This window comes from Eggerthella sp. (assembly GCF_048329335.1).
GTDB classification, from domain to species: Bacteria; Actinomycetota; Coriobacteriia; order Coriobacteriales; family Eggerthellaceae; genus Eggerthella; species Eggerthella lenta.
Map to the genome: position 1 here is coordinate 1 of NZ_DBFEGU010000027.1, position 22,616 is coordinate 22,616.

Here is a 22,616-nt window from a genome sequence, read left to right on the forward strand (position 1 = left end):
GCTTCTCTTTGAGCGGCTCGTAGCTTTCCAGGATGCGCTCGACGAGGGGAAAGGTGGAGATGGCCGACCGGTCGCGATCGAATACAGCGACGCCTTTAAGCGAGGGGACGTCTGCTTCGACGGACTCGATCTGGGCGTCGAAACGGCATCCTCGCGAGAACGCCGGGCAGATGAACGCGGCGCTTTTCACCTGGTTGAGCACGTAGCGCAAGTCTCGTTCGTTGAATGCGCGCGACAGCGGGTGCATGACGGCCCCAGCCTTCAGGCATGCGACGTACACGATGCAGAACTCCGCCCATACGGGCATCTGGAAGCTGACCACGTCGCCCTCTTCGACGCCGACGTCCTTCAGCCAGGAAGCCAGGCGCGCCGCCGCGTCGTCCACGTAGGCGTAGGTGTAGCGGTTGCCGCGGTCGTCCACGACGTACTCGCGGTCGGCGCAGGCCCGGGCCTGCCGGTTCCAAACGTCGTAGAGCGTCTCTTCCGTCCAATACCCCTGCTGATAGTACAGCCGCTTGCGCTCTTCGTCGATCTTCAGGTTCGTTATCATTCCCGTCTCCTTGCGATTGCGCAGCCCGTCGTTCTCGGGTGGGCGCGCTCGCGCGCACCCGAGAACGAGCTGCGATGCGAGAAGGCCGGGCGCGCCTCGCAGCTCGTCCGGCCTTCTTGTCGGCCCCTTATGCGAAGATGGACGTGCTTCCGCGAACTTCGCCCGCCTCCACGGCGGCGGCGATCTGCTCGTCGGTGTAGCCGAGCTCCTTCATGATGTCGAAGGTCTGCTCGCCCATGTTCCCGTAGTTCTTGTACTCGGGCGCACCGGGCATGGAGTCGAAGTGGACGGGGCTCGTGGCCATGATACGGTCTCCCGAGGGGTAGGGGATCTTGACCAGCATGTCGTTGTCCCAGCAGTTCTGGTCCTCGTAGATGTCCGTCGGCGTGGCGGCGGGCTCGCAAGGCATGTCGTTGGCCTTGAACGTCTCGAGGATCTGGGCCTGCGTGTACTTCTTGAAGTTCGCGTCCAGCAGGTCGACGACCTGCTGGTTCAAAGACTTCTCGTTCACCTTGGCGCAGATGTTCGCCTCGGGATCGATGGCGAAGAACTCCTGCGGATCGATTTCGAGCGCCGTGCAGATCTTCTCGAAGTCGCGGTCGTACTCGGGGAGGCACACGCACACCCACTTGCCGTCCGCGCAGCAGTACATGTTGTTGAAGGGGTTGGGCACTTCGCGGCGGTTCTTGGGGTAGGCGTTGCCGTACTGCGCCGAGATGATGCCGGTGGACAGCGTGTACAGGCCGGCGTGCTGCAACGGCACGCTGACGCGGTCGCCCGTGCCCGTGGCGGTGCGGCCGTACAGGGCCGCGGCGATGCCGGCGGCGAGGAACAGGGAGACGCTGAAGTCGCCCAGCCCGTTGGTGGGGATGAGCGGGGCGTCGCCGCGGTTCACGGTGGTGCCGAACACGCCGCCGCGCGCCATGTAGCAGGTCACGTCGAATCCGGCGGCGTCCTTTTCGGGGCCCTTGTCGCCGTATCCGGTCACCTGGGCGTACACCAGCTTCGGGAACTTCTCGTGCAGCGTCTCGTAATCCAGCCCCATCTTGACGAGCGACTTGGTGCGGTTGCTGGTCAAGAAGACGTCGGCCTCGGCCAGAAGCTTCATCATGACGTCCATGCCCGTCTCGCTCTTCAAGTTGAGCGTCATGAACTTTTTGCCGAAGTTGGCGTAGTCGAACGCCAGGTTCTCGTCATCGGCCATGGGCATGTTGAACACGCCCGCCTGGCGACGCGCGGGATCTCCTCCGAACGACTCCACCTTCACGACGTCGGCTCCCCACTCCGCAAGCACGCGTCCGGTGGTGGGAGCGGCCAGGTAGCTGGTCAGATCGACGACTTTGATACCCTCCAATGGTTTCATTGCTATCCTCCATACTAAGAGCGATACAGAAGAAGGGTTATCCACCGGCGGCAGATAACCCTTCATGTAAGATAAGGTTCGTTCTCGTGCGCGGAGCGCTAAAGGGTTAGAGCTGGTACTCGACCTTGCCGCCGAACTTCTGGCAGTTGCGGGCGATGGTGATGCGCTGGACGTTCGGGGCGCCTTCCTCAAGCCACATGGCGCGTGCGTCGCGGTACATGCGCTCAACGGGGCCGTAGGGGGAGTCCTCGAAGTAGCCGTCGCCGCCGAAGATCTCGAGCATGCCGTCGGAGACGATGCGGGTGGAGTAGATCGAGAACAGCTTGCACATGGCGGCCTTCTCCTCGATGTACTTGCCGTTCGGATCCTTGTCGTACTCGCGGCCGAAGTCGTACACCATGCAGCGCAGGGCGTGCGTGTAGGTCTGCATCTCGGCGATCTCGCGCTTGATCATCTGGCGCGTGGCGATGGGCTTGCCGAACGTGACGCGATCGTTGGCGCGGGCGAGGCTCATCTCCAGCATGCGCTGGCACATGCCGAGGTTGGAAGCGGCGATGTGGGCGCGGGAGACGGAGAGGGAGTGGATGGCGATTTCCATGCCCTGGCCTTCTTCGCCCAGCAGGTACTTCTTGTCAAGCTTCATGTTCGTGAACTTGAGGCCGGTGTGGGCCGCGCCGCGAGCGCCCATCATGTGGGGCATCGGGGTGGTCTCGTAGCCGGGGGTGTCGCACGGCACGAAGAAGGCGGACAGGCGCTCGTCGCCCTGCTTCTCCGGGTCGGTCACGGCGATGACGTACGCGAACTCGCAGCAGTCGGTGTGGGAGATCAGCCACTTCTCGCCGTTGAGGATGTAGTCGCCGTTCTCGTCCTTCTCGGCCGTCGTGTGGATGTCGGCGCCGGTGCCGCCGGACTGCTCGGTCAGGGCGAAGCAGGTGAACACGGTCTTGTCCTGGAACTTGTCCATGTACTGGGCCTTGAGCTCGTCCGAGCCGTAGTCGTCAAGGATGCGCCAGTTCAGGTCGGCAGCGTAGTGCAGGTGCATGCGCATGCCGCCCGGGCCGCGGGAGAACTCCTCCTGGACCCTGAGGATGTCGAGCTCCGACAGATCCCATCCGCCGTACTGCGAGGGCAGCGCGAAGCGGTACAGGTCGTTCTTGATCGCCAGATCGTAGAACTCCTGGGGGAACTTGTTGGTCACCTCGATCTCCGGCTGCATCTCCTCGAGCGGCCCCTCGACCAACTCGCGGATCTGCTTGAGGTAGGCCTCGAACTGCTCTTCGGTCAACTTGCTCATGTGACCCTCCTTTTCCTAAGGTTTCGAGCCTTGCATTCCGATGGCGGCGCCATCTGATGAGGTCATTCTGCGCCCTCGGCAGGCCCGCGTCTAATGCCCGGTTCCTTCGTTTGAAGGGCGATTTCGATAGATGCGGTCTATCGATCGCGTCGTTTTTCGGAAACCCCACGTGAAACGGGGCCGAATCGGGCGGGTTGCAGGCAGATGCGATGTCGATTAACGGTACAAAAACGAGATACTGTGTGGTTTTCGCGTCCTTGTGATCACCCTCTTGCAGCGCGAAAAGATTTGTGCACCTGCACAAATATGGATCGATCGATGACTGTCAAACAACAACCTGCCACAAGAACGGGAATATGGGTAACAAACGACAAGCTCAGCCTTGCCCAGATCCGCGTTTCTGACCGTCACAATCATGCGCGCCATGTCGGATACTGAGGGCGATGTCTCGTCCTGCGCTATGGGAAACGGCGCGGAGGCGGTTCGGGTTCGCGCGGGGAGACGCGCGGGCAGGTCGATCTATATATAGAGGGGGAGTGTTGCGCATGAACGCCGTTGCAACCCAGAGGATGACGATGCGGCACTGGGGAGTGCTCGCGACCTGCGTGTTCTGCACGTTCGGATGCGCAGCGGTCGCGTTCAGCGTTCCGGGCCTATGCTACAGGCCCGTGTCCCAGTACCTAGGGGTGGACGTGTTCGACGTGTCCCTGTACATGACCATCGTGTATTTGACCGAGGTCGTGCTGTCGGCTCCGGTCGGAAGGCTGCTGCAGCGTTTCGACATGCGCATCGTCTGCACGGCCGCGGCGTGTTCGACCAGCCTGGGTTTCGCGGCCATGTCGTTCTACACCGAGCTGTGGCAGTGGTACCTTTCGGGCGTGCTGATAGGCTTCGGCGAAATCACGCTGCTTTGGCTGATGGTGGCCAGCTTGCTGAACCGCTGGTTCAGCAAGAGGCTCGGGCTGGTCATCGGCCTGTCCTACGCGATGACCGGCGTGGGCGGCGCCGTGCTCAACCTGGTGGGGCAGTTCCTGCTGGGCGCGGACCTCTCCGGATGGCGCGAGGTGTACCTCGTGCTCGGCCTCGTGGCCTTCGCGCTGTCCGTCCCGTTCACGCTGTTCGCCATCCGATCGCATCCGGAGGACGTCGGGCTGAAGGCGTACGGCGCAGTGCTCGAGCCTTCGGTCGCGCAGGTCGACGGCGCCGGCGACGCGCTGCCCGGCATTCCCGCCAAGCAGGCGTTTCGGAAGTGGTACTTCTTCGCGCTCGTCTTCGCCGGGTGCATGGCGAACATCGGCGGCATCTTCCCGCAGCACTTCACGACGTACTACCAAAGCTTCGTCGCCGTCGACCGCGAGACGCTGCAAGCCGTCGGCGCCCTCATGGTCATGTCGGGGACGTTGGAGGCTTTCACGATGGCGGGCATGGCCGGCGGCAAGGTGCTGATCGGCGCGTTGGAGTCGCGCTCCATCCAGCTGGCGCTCGTCATAGGATGCGTCGGCGGGTTCCTGGGCCTCTCCGGAATCTGGATCGGCGGCGAGGCGGTGATCCTGCCGGTGCTGTTCGGCGGCGGCATGCTGTACGGCCTGATCTACCCGTTCGTCACCACGCTCCTGCCGTACCTCACGCGTTTGATCTTCGGCAGCAAGGACTACGATAGGATCTACTCGGTCGTGTTGATTCCCGTGAACCTGGTGGGAGCCTTCGCCGCGTCGGGCTTGGCGCTGATCTACCAGAACGCCGGATGGGACGCGTTCTTCATCGTGGGGCTGGCCAGCATCGTGGTCATCTACTTGGGATTCAACGTGGCGTACTACGCCGGGCGAAGGGTGTATTTGGAGAAGCTGTAGGCGGCGCCCGAAGCTGCCGCGAACGACGGAGGGGCCGACGGACGATCCGTCGGCCCCTCCGTCGTGTTCGAGGTCGCGCCCCTAGAGGTCGAAAAGCAGCTCGGAGTCGTCCTCGTCATCGAAGGCGCACCAGCAGTTCGAGTCAGAGAACAGCAAGAACGCCTCCGGCCCGATGTCCATGCGAAGGCCGTCTTCGGAGAACGTCGAGCCGAACACGGCTTCGAACTTCTCGCGCACGCCGTCGTCGACGGCTTCGGCGAGCCACGCCCACGCGCTCACCGGGTCGCCCGGACCGTCGAACATCGCCTCGAAGCCGCCTTCCACGGGTTCGCCTCGTCGGTCGAGGAGCATGTCGCCGTTGATGGAGAAGCATCCGGAGAACACGATGCGGGCGACATCGCGTCCTTCGTCATGCGAGATGTTCGATCGCTCGAAGAAGAGGATGCGCGTCCCGTCGGGCGCTTCGACGTAGCGGGGCCCCTCCGCGCCGGCCATCGCGGCCGCCAAGCCGGCGGCCATCGCCAAACCGGCGCTGCTTTCGTCTGGGAGCATGGTTTCGGGATCCTTTCTATCGGTCGCCGGCGCCCTGAAGCACCTGCCTCTTCAGGGCGCTTTTATGCGACGAGCTTCGGAGACCTCAAATCTACCAGCTGTGAAAGCGTCCTGCGACGGATAATTGTCCTGATCTATCCGGTTCGCGTCCGGGCCTTCTAGAAATCGCTGCGCTGCATGTTGAGGTAGTTCAGCAGCTCGCTGCGCTTGTGGATCTGCATCTTCTCGTAGATGTGCCGCACGTGGGTGTTCACGGTGTACGGCGATATCACCAGCTTCTCGGCCATGTTGTTCGTGGTGTAGCCGCGCGCGATGAGCACGAGGATCTCGGCCTCGCGCCCCGACAGGCTGAACTCCTTGGCCACCTCGGAGCAGATCTCGTCGATCTCGGCCTTCGTGGGCGGCGCGGCCGTCAGCGCCACGATGTTGAACTCCTGGCGCACCAGCGGCACCAGCAGCACGGCCAGCACGCACATGAGCCCCAGGCACGTCTCGGGCGTGATGGCGAAGGCCAGCTCGGGGGCGTGCTCGTAGCCTACGGCCCACGTATTGCCTACGGCGATGCCCGCGCGCACGAACGCGCCGGAGAAGGCGAACGCTACGGCCGGCGTCACGTAACCTTTCGAGGTGAGGATGCCGAAGTACATGATGAGCAGGATTTCCAGCAGCGACGAGATGCCGGTCGCCATGATGAAGGCGGGGAAGAACGCCACCTCGTCGGCCAGGAACAGCGCGAACGCCGCGATCAGCAGCACCAGCAGCCAGGGGAACATCTTGAATATGCTGGCCTTGTCCTTCGACGCGATGCTGATGCCGGCGATGCCCAGCATGATGGCCGCCCCTCCGAGGATGCCCAGCGTGAAGCTGACGTCTCCGGTGGGCAGCACCTCCCAGGGGATGATGGCCACGAGGAAATAGCACGCGACGCTGGCCAGGAAGGTGATGATGCTCACCGCGACCATGTTCTTGAGACCGCCCTGGGCCGCGCTCTTCGGCAGCAGCACCGGAAACGCCCGCGAGCCGTCGCGGCGAGCGGCCACCAGCAGTATGCCGGAGGCGATGGGCAGCAGTGAGACGAACGCCGTCGTCACGTACGAGGGCAGCACCCACGCCAGGATGATGGTTCCGAGCAGCGTCAGGCCGAACGTCGTGCCGATGTGGCGGAGGGTGAAGTTCGCCTTCACGCAGGCGTAGCGCTCGCCCCAGAGGATCCACATGACCGATTCGGTGATGCCGAGAAAGAAGGACAGCGCGTAGGCGAGGCCGGGCACCGTGAACACTTGAGGAATCAGGCATATCGCCAACGTTGCAAGGCAGGTGAGCGCCGGCGCGGCCATGTAGAGCCAACGGTAGGCCGAGAGGTGCCGCTTGCGCCCCAGCGCGAACGCGATGAGCAGCAGCGAGACCACGGTGGCGCCCAAGTTCACCAGCCAGGAGATGGTGACGCGCTCGTCCAGCAGTTCGGTCTGCGTGAACATGTGCGGGACGAACCATAGAGCGTAGTGCCATGCTAAAAGCAACGCGAATCCCACGTATTTCAGCGCAGGACGAGTCGCAAGATCCGTCAAGTACCCCTCTTTTCCCGTTTTCCGGTCCGACGGTGCTGCCGATTGGAGCGTCATAAAGCCGACCACCCTTCCTATCTCCCGTTAGCGATGGATGATGATGCCGTTGAGCTGCCCTTTCGCAGGGTGGCTCCCAATGCCTCCGCCTTATTCATCACGGCGAGAATCTATCACTAATTCTTCGGTAACGCCTCGCAAGAAAGTAAGTATTAGGCCAATTAGTGGGGATTTTGCGATGGCAAAACCACAGTCTGCGAACAGAATGCACCCAACGGCTCGGTTCACCGCCGGTCGCCGCCATGAACGTGCCGGCGACCGACTGAGAGACCGGGCGCAGACAAGGAGAAAGGAAGTAAGGATGTCACTGCTTGCCAAGAGCAAGGGAGAGGTTACCTACAAGGAGCTCTCCACCCTGCACAAGTGGGCGCTCGTCGTGCTCATCTCCATGGGCTCGTCGATCATCTACGCGCCGATGTATCTGAAGAACGTCTTCTACGATCCGCTGATGCAGGCGCTCGGCGCCACCAACGCCGACCTCGGCCTCATGGTGTCTGCCTACGGCATCGCCGCCATGATCTGCTACCTGCCCTCCGGCATCGTGGCCGACAAGTTCCGCATGCGCACGCTGGCATGGGTCGGCTTCATCGCCACCGCCGTGCTCGTGTTCGTGTACGCCATGCTGCCTTCCGTGCAGATCTGCCTGATCCTGTTCGTGCTCATGGGCGTCACCTCCATCCTCGTGTGGTGGGGCACGCGCTTCAAGGTCATCCGCCTGTGCTGCGAGGAGAACGAGTACGCCTCCAAGATCGGCATCAGCTACTCCATCTACGGCGTCACCGGCCTCGTCATCGGCCTCATCAACGCCGGCATCATCGCGGCCATCTCCGGCTCCGCGGGCGTGCAGGCCATGCTCATCTTCCTGGGCGTCGTCATCGCCGTCCTGGGCGTCGTCTCCTTCTTCATCATCCCCGACTTCAAGGGCGAGATCAACAAGGACGCCAAGCTGTTCAGCGTCAAGGAGGCCATCCAGGCCATCAAGCACCCCGGCGTCATCTGGGCCTGCGTCGCGTACTTCGCCTGCTACGCCGTGTACCAGGGCGCTACCTACACCACGCCGTACCTCACGCAGTGCTTCAACGCCGACGGCAACCTCGTGAACATCGTCGGCCTCATCCGCACCTACGGCATCGGCCTCATCGCCGGCCCCATCGTCGGCTTCATCGCCACGAAGATCAAGAGCCCCTCGAAGACCATCCTGGGCGGCTTCATCCTGTCCATCGCGGTGCTCGTCGGCTTCATCCTGTTCCCGCAGGATCCCTCCGGCGCCATGGTCGCCTCCATCCTCGTGGTCGTGTTCGGCTTCACCACCTACGGCGCCTTCTCCATCGGCTCCTCGCCGCTGTCCGAGGTCAAGATCCCCATGGCCATCTTCGGCACCGCCTCCGGCCTGCTGTCCGTCATCGGCTTCCTGCCTGACGTGTTCATCCACACCTGGTACGGCGGCATGATCGACGCCCAGGGCACGGCAGCGTTCTCCAGCATCTTCGGCTTCGAGATCATGTTCGGCGTCATCGGCTGCATCGCGCTGGTCATGCTGCTCCGCTCCATCAAGAAGCACTTCGGCGCCTCCGACGCGGTCGCGGCCGCAGAGGACGGCGAGTCCGCCAAGGCGTAACGCGCCGCCAGCGAGCGCGGGGGCGCGCCGCTGCAAGCAGCGTCCCCGCGTCTCGATCCCGTTGTTCCACCGGATCCACCATCCCGCATCGATCGGTTCGCGAAAGAAGGTTGCAATGAACAAGCTCGACGTGCTCTCGAAGATCAACCCGCAGATGAAGGCCGTGCTCGCCAAAGAGGATGAGCTGGCGGGCGACGCGAACGATACCAGCGTGGGCTTCGAGAAAATGCGCGAGAACTACGTGGCCGGCCGCGCGTTCTGGTGCGAGGGCGGACCGGTCATGGCCGAGAAGCTCGATGCCGAGGTGGACGGCCCCTACGGCGCCATTCCGGTGCGCTACTACTATCCCACGGCTGCAGCCGCTGCTGGCCGTGCGGCAGGGGAGCCCGCCATGCCGGCCATCGTGTACGTGCACGGCGGCGGGTTCGTGCTGGGCAACCTCGACACGCACGACCGCGTGTGCCGCGTCCTGGCAAGCCATGCCGGCGTGCCGGTGGTGGCCGTCGACTACCGTCTGTCGCCCGAGGCCAAGTTCCCCAGCGCGGTGGAGGAGGTGGCCGCCGTGGCCTCCTACCTGCACGAGCAGGGCGCCCGTCACGGCATCGACGGCGAGCGCCTGTCCTTCGCCGGAGACTCCGGCGGCGCGCATCTGGGCCTTGCGGCCACGATGTACCTGCGCGAGGAGAAGGGCGCAAGCGACTTCGTGAAGTGCTGCCTTCTGTACTACGGCTGGTTCGGCCTGACCGACTCGTCCTCGATGCGCCTTCTGGGCGGTCCGTGGGACGGGCTTACCGAGGCCGACTGGCAGTTCTACATGCAGATGTACGCGAACGACCCCGCCGAGCTGGCGGCCAGCCCCTACGCGAACCTGTTCCTGAACGACCTGGAGCGCGACATGCCGGCCTGCTACATCGCGGCGGCCGAGTACGACCCGCTGCGCGACGACAGCGCCACGCTGGCAGCCATCTGCGAGCAGTACGGCACGCCCGTCCGCTACGAGGTGTTCGAAGGCGTCATCCACGCGTTTCTGCACTACACCAAGATGCTCGATGCGGCAAACGACGCCCTCGAGCACGGCGCGACCTTCTACCGCGAGCAGCTGGGGCTGTAGGCGCCGCGGCCGGAAGACCAATCAAGGCTACAGCGGGGGATCAGCCCCGTTGCACAAACACTAAAAGGAGGATCGTCATGGATTTCAAGTTGACGGACGAGCAGGAGCTTATCGTCGATAGCTACCGCGAGTACATGGAGAGCGAGAACTGGGAGACTTACTTCCACGAGTGCGACGAGAAGCACGAGTACCCGCTGCGCTGGGTGAAGGGCCTCTGCGAGCTGGGCTTCGACCAGATCATGCTCCCCGAGAGCCACGGCGGCCTGGGCCTGGAGCAGCCCTGCGTGACGCTGATGGCCGTGTACGAGATCCTGGGCAAGTACGGCGCCCCCACCTACGTGCTGTACCAGCTGCCCGGCTTCGAGACCATCATCCGCGAGGGCACCGAAGAGCAGATCGAGGCCGTCATGAGCACGCTGGGCTCCGGCGAGCAGATCTGGAACTCGGCCTGCACCGAGCCGGGCGCCGGTTCCGACGTGGGCGCGCTGGCCACCACCTACAAGCGCGAGAACGGCAAGATCTACCTCAACGGCACCAAGACCTTCATCACCTCCTCGGCCGGTGTGAAGTACCTCGTCATCATGGCGAAGAACGCCGACGACCCGACCATGTTCACCGAGTTCTTCCTCGATATGTCCAAGCCGGGCGTGAAGCTGTCCCCGCTGACCAAGCTGGGCCTGCGCATGGACAGCTGCTGCGAGGTCTACATGGACAACGTGGAGCTCGAGGAGAAGGACATCTTCGGCAAAGAGGGCAACGGCTTCATGCGCGGCGTGTCCGACTTCAACTTCGAGCGCTGGCTCGTGGGCGCCTGCGACTACGGCACCGCCATCTGCGCCTTCGAGGACGCTATGGCGCACGCGAACAGCCGCATCGCCTTCGGGAAGCCCATCAGCCGCTTCCAGCTCAACCAGATCAAGATCACCGATATGTGCATCAAGCTGACGAACATGAAGAACATGCTGTACGAGGCCGCCTGGAACGCAGACAACAACGACGGCAACTTCGACCCGGCCGCTGCCGCCATGTGCAAGTACTACTGCGCCAACGCCTCCTTCGAAGTGACCGATGACGCCATGCAGATCATGGGCGGCATCGCCGTGGCTTCTGAGCATCGCATCAACCGCATCTGGCGCGACCTGCGCGTCGACCGCGTCTCCGGCGGCACCGACGAGATGATGATCCTCGCCACCTCCAAGGGCGCCTCCATCAAGTACAAGCAGAAGTAAGCAGGAGCTCCGTTTAGTCAGTATTGGACAGGGCTGTCGTGGCGAGTCGGATAGCGGTGAAGGTTCCGAGGTCAATGAGGTAAGCGGCCTATCGGCCGTGTCCGAATGACCTCGGGTTCTGAACCGCTAGCCGGCAGCCACGGCAAGCCGTCACCAACCAAGGAGGATTCAACCATGGCAATTCCTACCGAAAAGCCCTCGTACGGCCCGCTCGACGGCGTCAAGGTCGTGTACGCGGCAGTGGAGCTGGCCTGCCCGAAGGCCGCCGACCTCATGGCCGACTGGGGTGCCGACGTCGTCTGGCTCGAGAACACGGGCGCGGGCGACACTATCCGCGACACCGCGTACGTGAAGCAGGCCGAGCGCCGCAACCAGCGCTCGGTGGCCCTGAACTACTTCTCCGAAGAGGGCAAGAAGGTGTTCTTCGACCTCGTGAAGGACGCCGACATCTTCATGGAGGCCTCCAAGGGCGGCACGTGGGCTCGCAAGGGCATCACCGACGACGTGCTGTGGGAGCTCAACCCCAAGATGGTCATCGTACACGTCTCCGGCTTCGGCCAGGAGGGCGACCCCAAGATGGTGAAGCGCGCCGCCTACGACCTGACGGTGATGGCCTACTCCGGCATCATCATGCAGAACGGCACGGAGGAGCAGCCCATGCTCCCCGGACCCTACGCGGGCGACTACTTCAATACGCTGATGATCGCCTCCTCGGCGCTGGCGGCTCTGTACAAGGCCGAGAAGTCCGGCAAGGGCGAGAGCATCGACCTGGCCATGTACGAGACGCTTCTGGCCATCGGCCAGTACTACCTGGTCGACTACCTTAACGAGGGCATCAAGTGGCCTCGTCCGGGCGCCCGCAACCAAAACCTCTGCGGCATCGGCGAGTTCAAGTGCAAGGACGGCTTCCTGGGCGTGTGCCTGTACGGCGTCGACCAGAACAAGTACTTCCTCGAGACCATCGGCCTGGGGCATCTCTGGGGCACCGAGGACATCCCCGAGGACACGAGCGGCCTGTGGCTGTCCAACCCGCACGCCGACGAGATCCAGAAGGCGTTCGAAGAGTACTGCCTGGCCAACTCGAAGTACGACATCGAAGAGGACTTCGCCGCGCACCGCATTGCCGCGCAGGTGGTCAACGACATGGAAGACCTCGTGGAAGAAGAGCACCTGAAGCTGCGCAACACGTGGGTCGACTGGGAGACGGTCGACGGCGAGACCTTCCACGGCCTCGGCGTGTTCCCGAAGTTCAAGAACAACCCGGGCCAGATCTGGCGTCCGATGCCGCATCAGGGCGGCGACACCGTCGACGTCATGACGAAGCTGGGCTACACGCAGGAGCAGATCGACGAGCTGGCCGCGGCCGGCGTCGTGAAGATCGGCTAACGCGGTACCTCGCGCCCGGGAATCGCTTCCCGGGCGCCACGTCGGATGCGCGGCCGGCAGAACTCGCCGCGCATCCGCACGATGCCGCCCTTGCGGGCGAGGGCCCTCGACGACGGCATCGTGCGGATTACCAGGGGATCGACGGATGGAAAAGGTGAGACGATTGACCGACATCGTGGGAAACGAAACGGTGCGCAGCCTGTGGGACGGCCTCGTGGCCGCGTGCGGCGAGCGCGAGTTCCTCCTCTTCCGCGATCGCACGGGTTCGACCAGCACGTACACGTACCGCGCGTTCAACGAGGAGATCGACCGCGCGGCCAACGTGTTCCTCTCGATGGGGGTCGCGGCCGGCGAGCGCGTGGCCGTGCAGCTGTGCACGTGCCCCGAGTTCATGATGTGCCTGTTCGGGTTGGCGAAGATCGGCGCCGTCATGGTGCCCATGAACGAGCAGTACCTGGTGGAGGAAGCCGCGTTCGTGCTCGAGCGTACCGAGGCCTCGTGCGCGGTGGTTGAGCCGAAGTTCCTCGACCTGTACCGCGCCGTGCGCGACAGCGGCCCGTATTGCCCCAAGGGCGTGCTGGTGGCGCGCACGCACGACGACAAGGTCGAGGGCGTCGAAGAAGCGCGCGCCGCCCTCGAGCGCGACGGGTCCCTGCGCGACTTCTCGCGGCTGCGCGCCGAGGCGGCGGCCGAGCTCGACGAGGTGCGCCCGCTGAGCGCCGACGACCCGGCCGAGATCATCTTCACGTCCGGCACCACCTCGCGCCCGAAGGGCGTGGTGCTCACGCATGCGAACATCCTGTTCAGCGGCTTGTATGGCGACTGGGAGGTCGCGCTGACGAAGAACGACCGCCTGCTCACCACCATGCCCGCCTGTCATTCCAACTTCCAGCTGGCCGCGCTCATGCCGGTGCTCACCGTGGGCGCCACGCTCATCGTGGTGGAGAAGTACAGCGCCAGCCGCTTCTGGTCGCAGATCCGCGAGTTCAAGGCAACCGTCACGCAGTGCGTGGCCATGATGCTGCGCACGCTCATGCTGCAGCCCGCCTCGCCCGACGACCGCAACCACGAGCTGCGCGAGATCCTCTACTTCCTGCCGGTGTCCGACGCCGAGAAGGAGGCGTTCGAGCAGCGCTTCGGCGTGTCGCTCATGAACACGTACGGCTCCACCGAGTCCATCGGCTGGGTGCTCACCGACCCGCCCACCGGCGCGCGCCGGTGGCCTTCCGTGGGACGCGCGGGACTTGGCTACGAGGTGCGCATCACGCGCGAGGACGGCACGCAGGCCGACCCGGGCGAGGTGGGCGAGATCCAGGTGAGGGGCGTGCGCGGCCGCACCATCATGAAGGAGTACTTCAACGACCCTGAGGCCACGGCGCGCACGTTCACCGAGGACGGCTGGCTGAAGACCGGCGACAAGGGGTACGTGGACGAGGACGGCTGGTTCTTCTTCGTCGACCGCAAGGTGAACATGATCAAGCGGGCGGGGGAGAACATCTCCACCACCGAGCTGGAGAACGTGCTGGCAGGCCACCCGCGCATCGCCGAGGCCGCGGTCATCGGCGTGGCCGATCCTATCCGCGACCAGGCCGTGAAGGCCTTCGTGCTGCCGGCCGCAGGCGCGCGGATCACCGAGGAGGAGGTGCTCGCGTACTGCGAGGAGCACATGGCGGGGTTCAAGGTCCCCTCGTACGTGGAGATCGTCGACAGCTTCCCCCGCACGTGCTCCATGAAAATCGAGAAGAAGCTGCTGCAGTAACAAGCGACCGAAGGAGAGGGATTATGGCTATCAGCACCGAGATCGTGGGCAAGGAGTTCGGGCCGTTCGTGAGGGAGTACACGTTCAAGGACCTGGAGATCTGCGCGCTGGGCTGCAACGCGGGCTACGACGGGAAGACGGACCTCGAGTACGTGAACGAGGGGGACGCCGCGAACCCCGACCTCAAGGTGCTGCCCATCTTCGGCGTGCCGCTGACCGTGCACGAGGAGATGACGCGCACGCTGGACTACGGCTACGACTACGACGGCTCGCTGCACTACGGCTTCGAGATCAAGCTGCACGCGCCCTTCAAGATGAACGACCGCATCGAGACGTTCGTCACCCAGGACGCGCTGTACGACCGCGGCGAGGGCCGCGGGTGCCTGTCGAAGCAGACCGGACGCTCCTACTCCTCCGACGGCACGCTTCTGTGCGAGACCGAGACCTGGGACGTGTGCATCTACGACGGCGGCTGGGGAGGCCCCAAGCCCCCGAAGGACATCGTGGAGATGCCCGATCGTGCGCCTGATGCCGTGGTGGAGGAGACGATGCCGCTCAACATGCCGCTGATCTACCGTCTCATGGGCGACTGGCACCAGCAGCACATCGACTTCGCCTACACCGAGCAGACGGGGCTTGCTCGTCCCATCGCCCACGGCGTGAGCTTGGGCGGCTTCACGATGCGCCACATCATCAGCTCGTTCTTCCCGGGCGAGCCGGAGCGCATGAAGCGCTTTAAGACCCGCATCACCTCGCCGGTGCTGCCGGGCACCACGCTGCAGACCCGCATGTGGAAGGTGGGCGACAACGAGATCCGCTTCCAGCTGGTCGACGCCGACGCCGACGAGACCGGCGCCAAGCCGCACCTGAACTTCGGCATCTGCGAGTGGGAGTAAGCCGCAGGTTGCCATCCTGAGCGCCGGTCGCAGGCCGTAGTCGAAGGATTCCGTGCGGCGCAAGCGGGAAACGTCACGGCTGGTGCCGCCGGGACCTTCGACTCGCTTGCGCTCGCTCGGGGTGACGGTAAGGGGAGCTTTCGCTCCGCTCAGGATGTATCGCAAGAGGAACGCATAGCACAGGAGGAGACGAGAGCATGAGCAACGTAAAGCATATGACCCAGGTAACGAGCCCTCCCATGGGCGAGGTCGCCGACAGCGCCAAGCAGATCGGCGGGGACGTGGTCCACAAGGTGAAGAAGTCGGCCAAGAAGACCATGGACGACGTTGCCATGACGCCCTTCTTGCGCAAGATCACGTTCTTCTCAAGCGGAGGCTCGTTTTTGGACGGCTACGTGCTCTCGCTCATCGGCGTGGCGCTCACGCAGATCACACCGCTGTTCAACCTCGACGAGGCGTGGAGCGCGGCCATCGGGGCGTCGGTTTTGCTGGGCATCTTCGTGGGCACGATCGCGGGCGGCTACCTCACCGACCGCATCGGGCGCAAGAAGATGTTCATCGTCGACATCGTGGCCATCGGAACGTTCTCCATCCTGAGCGTGTTCTGCGCCGACCCGCTCCAGCTCGTGGCGGCGCGCTTCTTCATCGGCGTGTTCGTAGGCGCCGACTACCCGATAGCCACCTCGCTCATCGCCGAGTTCACGCCCAAGCAGCACCGCTCCATCTCCATGGGCATGGTGTCGGCCGCCTGGTACCTCGGCGCCACGGTGGCGGCGTTCGTGGGGTACTTCCTGTACAGCGTGGCAGGCGGCTGGCAGTGGATGCTCGGCTCGGCCGTCATCCCCTGCATCATCCTGCTGGTCGGGCGGCACGACATCCCCGAGTCGCCCATGTGGCTGGCTCAGAAAGGCCGCACCGAGGAGGCCGACGCCGTCATGCGGCGCGTGTTCGGCGAAGGCGTGGAGCTCGAGCTGGAGGATCCGGGCGAGAAGACCAGCCTGCGCAAGGTGTTCGCGGGCGGCTACGCCAAGCGCATCGTGTTCTTGGGCATCCTGACGCTGTGCCAGGTGGTGCCGATGTACGCCATCTACACGTTCGGCCCCGAGATCATGACGGCCTTCGGGCTGGGGGAGGGTCACGAGGCCATCCTGGGCGAGAGCGTGGTCAGCCTGTTCTTCCTGATCGGTTCCATCCCGGCCATGTTCTGGCTGAACTCGATGGGCCGCCGTCCGCTGCTCATCCGCTCGCTCGCCCTCATGGCGGTGGGCCTCGTCATCCTGGGCGTGTTCCCGGACGCCCCCATCTACGTGATCATCCTGGGGTTCGGCCTGTACGCGTTCTTCAGCGGCGGCCCGGGCATCCTGCAATGGCTGTACCCCAACGAGCTGTTCCCCACCGAGGTGCGCGCCTCTGCGGTGGGCATCGCCATCGCGTTCTCGCGCATCGGCACCATCATCGCCACGTACGGCACGCCGCTGTTCCTGGCCGCCTACGGCATCGGCCCCACCATGCTGATCGCGGCGGGCCTCGTGATCCTGGGCCTCGTGCTGTCGGCCTTCATGGCGCCCGAGACGAAGGGCAAGTCGCTTCTGGAGACGAGCTCGCTCGACGAGGGGGACGCGCACCCGCGCGGGGCGTAGGGGAGGCGCCGCGCCGCAACCTCGCGCGCCCGGCAACCGCCCGGGCGCGCGACGGCATCTCGCACGCCCCGTGCGCCCGCGTCGCCCGCATCCTGCGACCTCCGTGCGCGCCCGCACCTCGCGGTCCCAGTGCCCGTTCGACTTCCTTCGTCACGCGATCATCGCGCCGCCCGCACCTTGCGACCTTCGCGCCCGTCCGCGTCGCTTGCTCTTTGCGATCCCCGCATGCGCCCGACCGCCAGCGCCGTCCTCGCCTCGCCACCCTCGTGCCGCCCTCGCTTCGCGCGCCGCTCCTCGCGGCCTCCGCGCACGTTCGATCTCATCGATGTGCAGCAAAAACGAGGTTTTGGCAGTCTTTCGACGTTTCGGAAGCGGTTGGACGCCGTCGGAGCGAACGCAACCAGGCGAAACCCCTGGTCGCGACTTCTCCGTTTCGCATTCCTTGTGGTCAGGACTGCCAAAACCTCGTTTTTGCTGCACATCGCGACGCGGAAACGTGCGCGAAGCCCTGCTGCGCATGTTGGGAAGCCGATTATATTAGCGGAAAGCTCATCGTCCGTCGAAGAAAGACCCCGTCAGCATCCCGTGAAGCTCGTGCTGGGCTTTTCGCCAGCCGACTCCGTTCGTGGAAAGCCGTTTGCCCATGCGCCTTGCAAGAAGCCGTGCGATCTCGTCGAGTTCGATGAGGTTCCACACTGTTCTGCCCGTGATCGATACCACCGTGGTGCCTCGCGCCAGCAGGTCGTTCCTTCTTCTTGCGTCGTCGGCCATCTTCGCGCGGCTGCCGTGATGCAGGAAGCTGTCGTATTCCACGGCGATGTCGGCGGCCGGCCACAAGAGGTCGCAACGGTAGCGTCGGTCGGAGGGCTTGCGGCAGGCTTGCTTCTTGAGGCTCGCCCTTCCGTTCATCACGGGGCGCGGCAAGCCGTACCCGCCGAGCCGAGGGGGCAGGCAGAACAGCAGGACGATGGCCGTTTCCATGGGCGAAGCCGAACCCGGCGCGATGTGTCGCACTGCTTTCCGGGCTTTCACCAAGCCGGGCATGCACTCTGCCTTGAGCAGGAACCGCTCCAGCCGCTTGACGGTGGTGAAAGGGCTCGTTCGGTCGAAGTCGACGATGCCGACGGTTTCTATGCCGTAGATGCCGCACAGCTCGTCCCCCAGCTTGACAAGCCGGGGGCAGTCCAGGACTTCCGCCATCTGAACGAAGGCGAGCTCCGGGGAGGACGAGAACGTCCCTTCGTCGATCGGCAGGAACGAACGGGCGGGGAAGGGGCCTGATCGCACGTGGCAACGGGCGTCGGCGCATCGTATCCTGCACTCGCTGCTCGGCACGAGAAGGTGCACGGGCTTCGCGAGGTACCCGAGGCCGAAGCTGGCGAGCCCGTCGATGTCCGCGCGCGTCGTCTTACCGGCAGGCGGAAGCGGGGTTCCGTCGTGTCGAGGAAGCCGTTCCCGACGATCGGCTGCGGCCGGCGCGAGCGGGTCGGCCTTCGCGTATGCGAGCCATTCCAATGCGGAAGTATGACTGAGATACCTGTTCATGACGTGAGGGTAGCATGGGGCTTCGATATGCTACGAGCGCGCAGACCAGCTGTTTACCAGGTGTTATGGCACGTGGAATTCGCGTTGGAACGACGTTGGATCCGTAGGTGATCCACGTGGAAACGACGTTGGATCCGTGGGTGATCCGCGTTGGAGCCGCGTGGAATTCCCGTTATATCGAACGGCTTCCTTGCTCCTCTCGCGCGGGGTTGCGCAGCCGTTGCTTGTCCGGCGGGCGGGGCGATCGTACACTGGACGCATGATGAGAAGCCTTCCCGACAGCAAGCAGGCCGTTCGTTCGGCTGCCCGGCGGTTGGGCGCCTGGACGCGCCGGCCTTTCGACACGGGGTACCGCTGGGGTCTGCCGCTCGCGCTTTACGCGGGGCTCTGCCTTGCGCTGCCGGCGGGCGCGGGGCTCGCGCTGTTCCTGCCGCCTGCGCTCGCGCTCGCCTTGAAGGCGGTGCGCGTATCGCAGCGCATCCACCGCCTGGACTTCGTGCGGCTCGTCGACGAGAACGGCACGGCGCGCCTCGACACCGAGACCGACCGGCTGCAGCGCGCCTGGGTGCTCGGCTGCATCGCGCTCGTGGGTCTGTCGGCGGCGTTGCTCGTCTCGCGCGCGGCGCTCGCGCTTCTGCCGGGTGCGGAGCTGTCGGGTTCCATCGCGCTGTACCTGGGATTCGCCGCCGTGCTGCTGGGAGGCTTTCTGCTGCTCTACTACGTGGCGCTGCGCTTCGACAACGGGCTCGCGCGCGGCCTGGCCAGCATCGCGGTCACCCTGCCGGCGTTCTTCGTCATCGTCGCGGTTTTCGGCATGGTGCTCTCATGGATCTCGACGCTCGCGGGCTCCATCGGCCGGCCTGCCGAGGCGGCCGTCGCTGACGGGTTCTCCTGGGTCTACGACGTCCAGCGCGTGCTCGGATCGGCGACGGACTACTTCGTGCGCCAGGACGCCGTGATCATCGGCGGTTCGGTGGTGTTCGCCGCCGTGCTCCTGCTGCTGTACGCCTATACGGTACCGTACTACTGGATGAGCAGCGTTGCGCGCTGGTTCAAAGGGCTCGGCCTTGCGGCGGTGGCGTTCTCCGGTGCAGCCATCGTGTTCGCGGGCGCGTGGCTGGTGGACGTGCAGCGCTGGGCGGCGCAGGGCGAAAGCGGGCAGCTCGCGCACGTCGTCGATCCCGACCTTGTGGGCGACAAGGCCCGGGCGCTGGCCGACTACCGCACCGACGACCTGGTGGCGCTCGTGAAGGCCTTCGTTCTGCCCTATACCGTGGGGGTGTTCGTGGCGAACGCCGTGGTGGCGTACCGTCGGGCGAAGGCGAAGCGTGAGAGCGACGCGATCCTCGACGGCTTCGCCCAAAGCGGCGCGGCGGACGAGAAGGCCCTTCCCGAGCTCGAGAAGCGCTACCTGTTCTTCGGCGGGCGCCGCACGCTGTGGGACATCGCCTTGCGCTCCATCGGCCACGACGTGCCCCTGCCGAGCCCCTTCGCGCCACGCAAGCTCACCTGGAAGGAACGTCTGACGGGGGAGTTGGAGGAATGAGACGTTGGCCCCGTCCCATCGCCTCGCTTTTTTGGCGCGGGGAGGGATGCGCATCTCGCGCAACCCGTCCGCGCCGATTCGCGATGGATGCGACCCGTCCGCGCCGATCGCGCGCCTCTGCCGCGCTGGAAAAGGCAAAACCCCCGGACGCGAGTCCGGGGGTTTCAAGGGCGAAAACCAAGAAGGAGCTACTTGCCCTGCCAGTTCGGCGTGCGCTTCTCGACGAAGGCGGCCGGGCCCTCGATGCCGTCGGCGGTCTTCTCCAGGAAGCGGTAGGCGGCGTCGCTGTAGCGCATGGCGTCCTCTTCGGACATCTGGTCGGCGGCGTGCACGATGTACTTCGTCCACTTCAGGGCCAGAGGCGCGTTCTTCAGGCACTCTTCGGCCAGCTCGATGGCCTTGTCCATGACTTCCTCGGCCGGCACGACGTAGTTGATGAGACCCAGCGCCTTGGCCTCATCGGCCTTGATCTTCTTGCCGGTGAGCAGAAGCTCCATGCAGTCCTTGCGATTGATGTCGCGGGCGAGGCGCACGAGGCCGCCGGTGGAGGCGATGATGCCCAGACCCACCTCGGTGCAGCCGAACTTGGCGCGCTCGGAGGCCACCACCATGTCGCAGGACAGGGCGATCTCCATGCCGCCGCCGGCCGCGGAGCCGTTGCAGGCGGCGATCACGGGCTTGGAGCACAGGCGCGCGGTCAGGCCGCCGAAGCCGTGCTCGGTCACGGTCTGGCACTCTCCGCCTTCGCTGAGCTCGGAGAGATCCTCGCCCGCGCAGAACACCTTGCCGGTGCCGGTGACGATGATCGCGCGCACCGCGGGATCGGTCTCGGCGTTGTTCATGATGTTCTCCATGGCCTTGGAGGTGACGCCGTTGAGGGCGTTCGCCACGTCGGGACGGTTGATGCGGATGATCAGCAGGCCGTCCTCGCGAAGTTCGGATACGACGGTGTCGGTGCCATAGTAATCTGCCATTGCTCCTCCTTGGATTGTTGCGATCTCACGCCTGTTTCCCAAGCGGTCTCGCCTCCCGCTGCGGCATGTGCAGCACGGCGCAGCGGGAGGCTCGACGCGCCTGAAATCTGGTTCCATCATAGGGATCGTCAGGTATCGGCCGCATCGCAAGCAGCGCAGTAATTCGACGATACTGCGCAAGCGGGGCATCGCAAAAAAAGCAGTAGCCCCGAGTAAACCGGGGTAGCGACCAAGTGGAAAGGGCTCGCCGCGCCGCCTGGCCCGCGCCGCCGCCGGACGGCTCCGGCGCCCCCGTCCGCAGAGCCCGCGCAGGCATAGTCAAAAGTTGAGTAATGAGGGTTTCACAGCGATTTTGCGATGACGGGGCGATGACAGGGCGGCAAACTGTCATCAACGCGCCGGGAAGGGCCCCGGGCCTTCCGAAGCATCGGAGGAAGGCGCCGAGGCGCGCCCGGCCAACGACTTGCATGCAAAAGTAAGGCAAACGAGAAGGGAAAGGTACAGGATGAACATCGTTGCTGCTTTCAAGGTGGTTCCCGACGATCAGGATATCCAGGTGTCGGCAGACGGAACGCTCGACTACTCCAAGGCGAAGAACACCGTGTCCGCCTACGACCTGAACGCCATCGAGGCCGCCGCTCAGCTGGCCGCCGCCAACGAGGGCTCGAACGTGGTCGCCGTTACCGTGGGAGGCGCCGACATCGACGACTCCAAGTTGAAGAAGAACGTGCTCGCCCGCGGCGTGGACGAGCTGTACATGACCGCCGACGACGCATGCAAGGGACTTGACGCCCGCGCCACCGCCGTCGCGCTCGCCGAACTCGTTTCCAAGGTGGGCGACTTCGACGTCGTCCTCTGCGGCGACGGCTCCGCCGACAACTACGCGCAGCAGGTGGACGTGCAGCTGGCTGCCAAGCTGGGTCTGCCCGTGGTCACCGCCGCCACGAAGATTACCGCCAAGGACGGCGCGCTCGAGGTCGAGCGCACGCTGGAAGACGTGGTGGAGGTCGTCGAGGTGCCGCTTCCGGCCGTCGTGTCCGTCGCGCCGGACATCGCGCTGCCCCGCATCCCCGGCATGAAGGACATCCTCGCCGCCGGCAAGAAGCCGATGAACGTGGCGGGCGCCGACGGCGCGTACGAGAGCTCCATCGAGGTCGCGTCCTGCCTCGCCCCCAAGCAGGCTGATCGCAAGCGCGAGATCCTTGAAGCCTCGGCCGACGGCGCCATCGAGCAGTTCGCCGCCGCCCTCAAGGCCGCGCTGTAAGTTCCCTCGACCATCCCCTTATGCAATAGAAAGGCAGAGTTGATATTCATGAAAGTACTCGTTATCGCTGAACGCGCGGATGCCGCTCGGGAGCTTTGCGCTGGCGCTCGCACCATGGCCGACGAAGTCGTGCTCGTCTCCTTCGGCGAGGCCCCCGAGGCCGTCGCCGATAAGATCGCCCGCATCTCCGTGCCGGAAGGGACCGTCCTCGACGACGCCGCCGACACCGTGATCTCGGTGTTCGACGCCGAGGCTCCGGCCGTGGTGCTCGTGGAGCCCACGCGCCACATGAAGACGATCGCCGGCAAGCTGGCCGCCCATGCGAACGCCTCCGTCATCACCGACGTCATGTCCTTCGAGAACGGCGCCGTCAGCCTGTACTTCGGCGGCGTGGCCGAGCGCGTGCAGAAGGCCGCA

General features: G+C 64.8%; 17 protein-coding genes and 1 pseudogene. 11 read left to right on the forward strand and 7 right to left on the reverse strand.

Annotation, left to right across the window (positions count from 1 at the left end):
• The 3 genes from ACMO6A_RS00970 to ACMO6A_RS00980 form a co-directional block, all read right to left on the reverse strand.
• The coding region (locus tag ACMO6A_RS00970) for an AMP-binding protein (protein ID WP_418470660.1) at positions 1–550 on the reverse strand (550 nt) is incomplete at its 3' end.
• 127 nt (positions 551–677) lie between these two features.
• Complete coding sequence (locus ACMO6A_RS00975; RefSeq protein WP_086414525.1) at positions 678–1,913, reverse strand: CaiB/BaiF CoA transferase family protein; 1,236 nt, start codon at positions 1,911–1,913, stop codon at positions 678–680.
• 106 nt (positions 1,914–2,019) lie between these two features.
• Positions 2,020–3,207 carry an acyl-CoA dehydrogenase family protein gene (locus ACMO6A_RS00980; protein ID WP_009609281.1) on the reverse strand — a complete coding sequence of 396 codons (1,188 nt, stop codon included), beginning with the start codon at positions 3,205–3,207 and terminating at the stop codon, positions 2,020–2,022.
• Positions 3,208–3,752: 545 nt separating this feature from the next.
• On the opposite strand from ACMO6A_RS00980, the gene ACMO6A_RS00985 reads away from it, so the two are divergent.
• Positions 3,753–5,057 (forward strand): MFS transporter, encoded by a 1,305-nt coding sequence (locus ACMO6A_RS00985; protein ID WP_157666221.1) that lies wholly within the window; start codon positions 3,753–3,755, stop codon positions 5,055–5,057.
• Positions 5,058–5,138: 81 nt separating this feature from the next.
• On the opposite strand, the gene ACMO6A_RS00990 is transcribed toward ACMO6A_RS00985, so the two are convergent.
• Together ACMO6A_RS00990 and ACMO6A_RS00995 are read right to left on the reverse strand one after the other, a co-directional pair.
• A complete protein-coding gene (locus ACMO6A_RS00990; RefSeq protein ID WP_086414526.1) occupies positions 5,139–5,609 on the reverse strand; it encodes a hypothetical protein in 471 nt (156 codons plus the stop codon).
• Between the two features lie 158 nt (positions 5,610–5,767).
• On the reverse strand, positions 5,768–7,177 hold the full coding sequence (locus tag ACMO6A_RS00995; RefSeq protein ID WP_229033293.1) for a helix-turn-helix transcriptional regulator: 1,410 nt from the start codon (positions 7,175–7,177) through the stop codon (positions 5,768–5,770).
• A gap of 355 nt (positions 7,178–7,532) precedes the next feature.
• Here ACMO6A_RS00995 and ACMO6A_RS01000 point away from each other — a divergent pair, with 355 nt between their 5' ends.
• From ACMO6A_RS01000 to ACMO6A_RS01030, 7 genes are all read left to right on the forward strand, one after another.
• Entirely contained in the window at positions 7,533–8,849 is a 1,317-nt protein-coding gene (locus ACMO6A_RS01000) for an MFS transporter (protein WP_009304352.1), read from the forward strand.
• A 115-nt stretch (positions 8,850–8,964) separates the two neighbouring features.
• The gene (aes, locus tag ACMO6A_RS01005) at positions 8,965–9,960 is read left to right on the forward strand and encodes an acetyl esterase (protein WP_009609243.1); all 996 of its coding nucleotides are present in this window, start codon (positions 8,965–8,967) and stop codon (positions 9,958–9,960) included.
• 77 nt (positions 9,961–10,037) lie between these two features.
• Entirely contained in the window at positions 10,038–11,189 is a 1,152-nt protein-coding gene (gene caiA / locus ACMO6A_RS01010) for a crotonobetainyl-CoA dehydrogenase (protein ID WP_009304354.1), read from the forward strand.
• 174 nt (positions 11,190–11,363) lie between these two features.
• The gene (gene caiB, locus ACMO6A_RS01015; protein WP_009609240.1) at positions 11,364–12,575 is read left to right on the forward strand and encodes an L-carnitine CoA-transferase; all 1,212 of its coding nucleotides are present in this window, start codon (positions 11,364–11,366) and stop codon (positions 12,573–12,575) included.
• Positions 12,576–12,720: 145 nt separating this feature from the next.
• Entirely contained in the window at positions 12,721–14,334 is a 1,614-nt protein-coding gene (caiC, locus tag ACMO6A_RS01020) for a crotonobetaine/carnitine-CoA ligase (protein ID WP_227101316.1), read from the forward strand.
• A gap of 23 nt (positions 14,335–14,357) precedes the next feature.
• Entirely contained in the window at positions 14,358–15,230 is an 873-nt protein-coding gene (locus ACMO6A_RS01025) for a MaoC/PaaZ C-terminal domain-containing protein (RefSeq protein ID WP_086414529.1), read from the forward strand.
• A 197-nt stretch (positions 15,231–15,427) separates the two neighbouring features.
• Positions 15,428–16,870: an MFS transporter gene (locus ACMO6A_RS01030; protein ID WP_114516482.1), complete on the forward strand. Its 1,443-nt coding sequence runs from the start codon at positions 15,428–15,430 to the stop codon at positions 16,868–16,870.
• Between the two features lie 549 nt (positions 16,871–17,419).
• Here the strand turns inward: ACMO6A_RS01030 and ACMO6A_RS01035 are convergent.
• The gene (locus ACMO6A_RS01035; protein WP_114516483.1) at positions 17,420–18,415 is read right to left on the reverse strand and encodes a hypothetical protein; all 996 of its coding nucleotides are present in this window, start codon (positions 18,413–18,415) and stop codon (positions 17,420–17,422) included.
• A gap of 259 nt (positions 18,416–18,674) precedes the next feature.
• On the opposite strand from ACMO6A_RS01035, the gene ACMO6A_RS01040 reads away from it, so the two are divergent.
• On the forward strand, positions 18,675–19,961 hold the full coding sequence (locus ACMO6A_RS01040; protein ID WP_009304361.1) for a hypothetical protein: 1,287 nt from the start codon (positions 18,675–18,677) through the stop codon (positions 19,959–19,961).
• 188 nt (positions 19,962–20,149) lie between these two features.
• On the opposite strand, the gene ACMO6A_RS01045 is transcribed toward ACMO6A_RS01040, so the two are convergent.
• Positions 20,150–20,935, reverse strand: a complete 786-nt coding sequence (locus ACMO6A_RS01045) for an enoyl-CoA hydratase/isomerase family protein (protein WP_009304362.1) — start codon at positions 20,933–20,935, stop codon at positions 20,150–20,152.
• Positions 20,936–21,440: 505 nt separating this feature from the next.
• On the opposite strand from ACMO6A_RS01045, the gene fixA reads away from it, so the two are divergent.
• Positions 21,441–22,199 carry a putative electron transfer flavoprotein FixA gene (fixA, locus tag ACMO6A_RS01050; protein WP_009304363.1) on the forward strand — a complete coding sequence of 253 codons (759 nt, stop codon included), beginning with the start codon at positions 21,441–21,443 and terminating at the stop codon, positions 22,197–22,199.
• Positions 22,200–22,247: 48 nt separating this feature from the next.
• Positions 22,248–22,616 (forward strand): annotated as a pseudogene (locus tag ACMO6A_RS01055) (electron transfer flavoprotein subunit alpha/FixB family protein); the annotation flags it as partial.

What these genes read in the sequence shown, in the direction of transcription:
- ACMO6A_RS00975 (WP_086414525.1), bottom strand. Translation starts at nt 1,913, where the DNA reads ATGAAACCATTGGAGGGTATCAAAGTCGTCGATCTGACCAGCTACCTG.
- ACMO6A_RS00980 (WP_009609281.1), bottom strand. Translation starts at nt 3,207, where the DNA reads ATGAGCAAGTTGACCGAAGAGCAGTTCGAGGCCTACCTCAAGCAGATC.
- ACMO6A_RS00985 (WP_157666221.1), top strand. Translation starts at nt 3,753, where the DNA reads ATGAACGCCGTTGCAACCCAGAGGATGACGATGCGGCACTGGGGAGTG.
- ACMO6A_RS00990 (WP_086414526.1), bottom strand. Translation starts at nt 5,609, where the DNA reads ATGCTCCCAGACGAAAGCAGCGCCGGTTTGGCGATGGCCGCCGGCTTG.
- ACMO6A_RS01000 (WP_009304352.1), top strand. Translation starts at nt 7,533, where the DNA reads ATGTCACTGCTTGCCAAGAGCAAGGGAGAGGTTACCTACAAGGAGCTC.
- aes (WP_009609243.1), top strand. Translation starts at nt 8,965, where the DNA reads ATGAACAAGCTCGACGTGCTCTCGAAGATCAACCCGCAGATGAAGGCC.
- caiA (WP_009304354.1), top strand. Translation starts at nt 10,038, where the DNA reads ATGGATTTCAAGTTGACGGACGAGCAGGAGCTTATCGTCGATAGCTAC.
- caiB (WP_009609240.1), top strand. Translation starts at nt 11,364, where the DNA reads ATGGCAATTCCTACCGAAAAGCCCTCGTACGGCCCGCTCGACGGCGTC.
- caiC (WP_227101316.1), top strand. Translation starts at nt 12,721, where the DNA reads ATGGAAAAGGTGAGACGATTGACCGACATCGTGGGAAACGAAACGGTG.
- ACMO6A_RS01025 (WP_086414529.1), top strand. Translation starts at nt 14,358, where the DNA reads ATGGCTATCAGCACCGAGATCGTGGGCAAGGAGTTCGGGCCGTTCGTG.
- ACMO6A_RS01030 (WP_114516482.1), top strand. Translation starts at nt 15,428, where the DNA reads ATGAGCAACGTAAAGCATATGACCCAGGTAACGAGCCCTCCCATGGGC.
- ACMO6A_RS01035 (WP_114516483.1), bottom strand. Translation starts at nt 18,415, where the DNA reads ATGAACAGGTATCTCAGTCATACTTCCGCATTGGAATGGCTCGCATAC.
- ACMO6A_RS01040 (WP_009304361.1), top strand. Translation starts at nt 18,675, where the DNA reads ATGATGAGAAGCCTTCCCGACAGCAAGCAGGCCGTTCGTTCGGCTGCC.
- ACMO6A_RS01045 (WP_009304362.1), bottom strand. Translation starts at nt 20,935, where the DNA reads ATGGCAGATTACTATGGCACCGACACCGTCGTATCCGAACTTCGCGAG.
- fixA (WP_009304363.1), top strand. Translation starts at nt 21,441, where the DNA reads ATGAACATCGTTGCTGCTTTCAAGGTGGTTCCCGACGATCAGGATATC.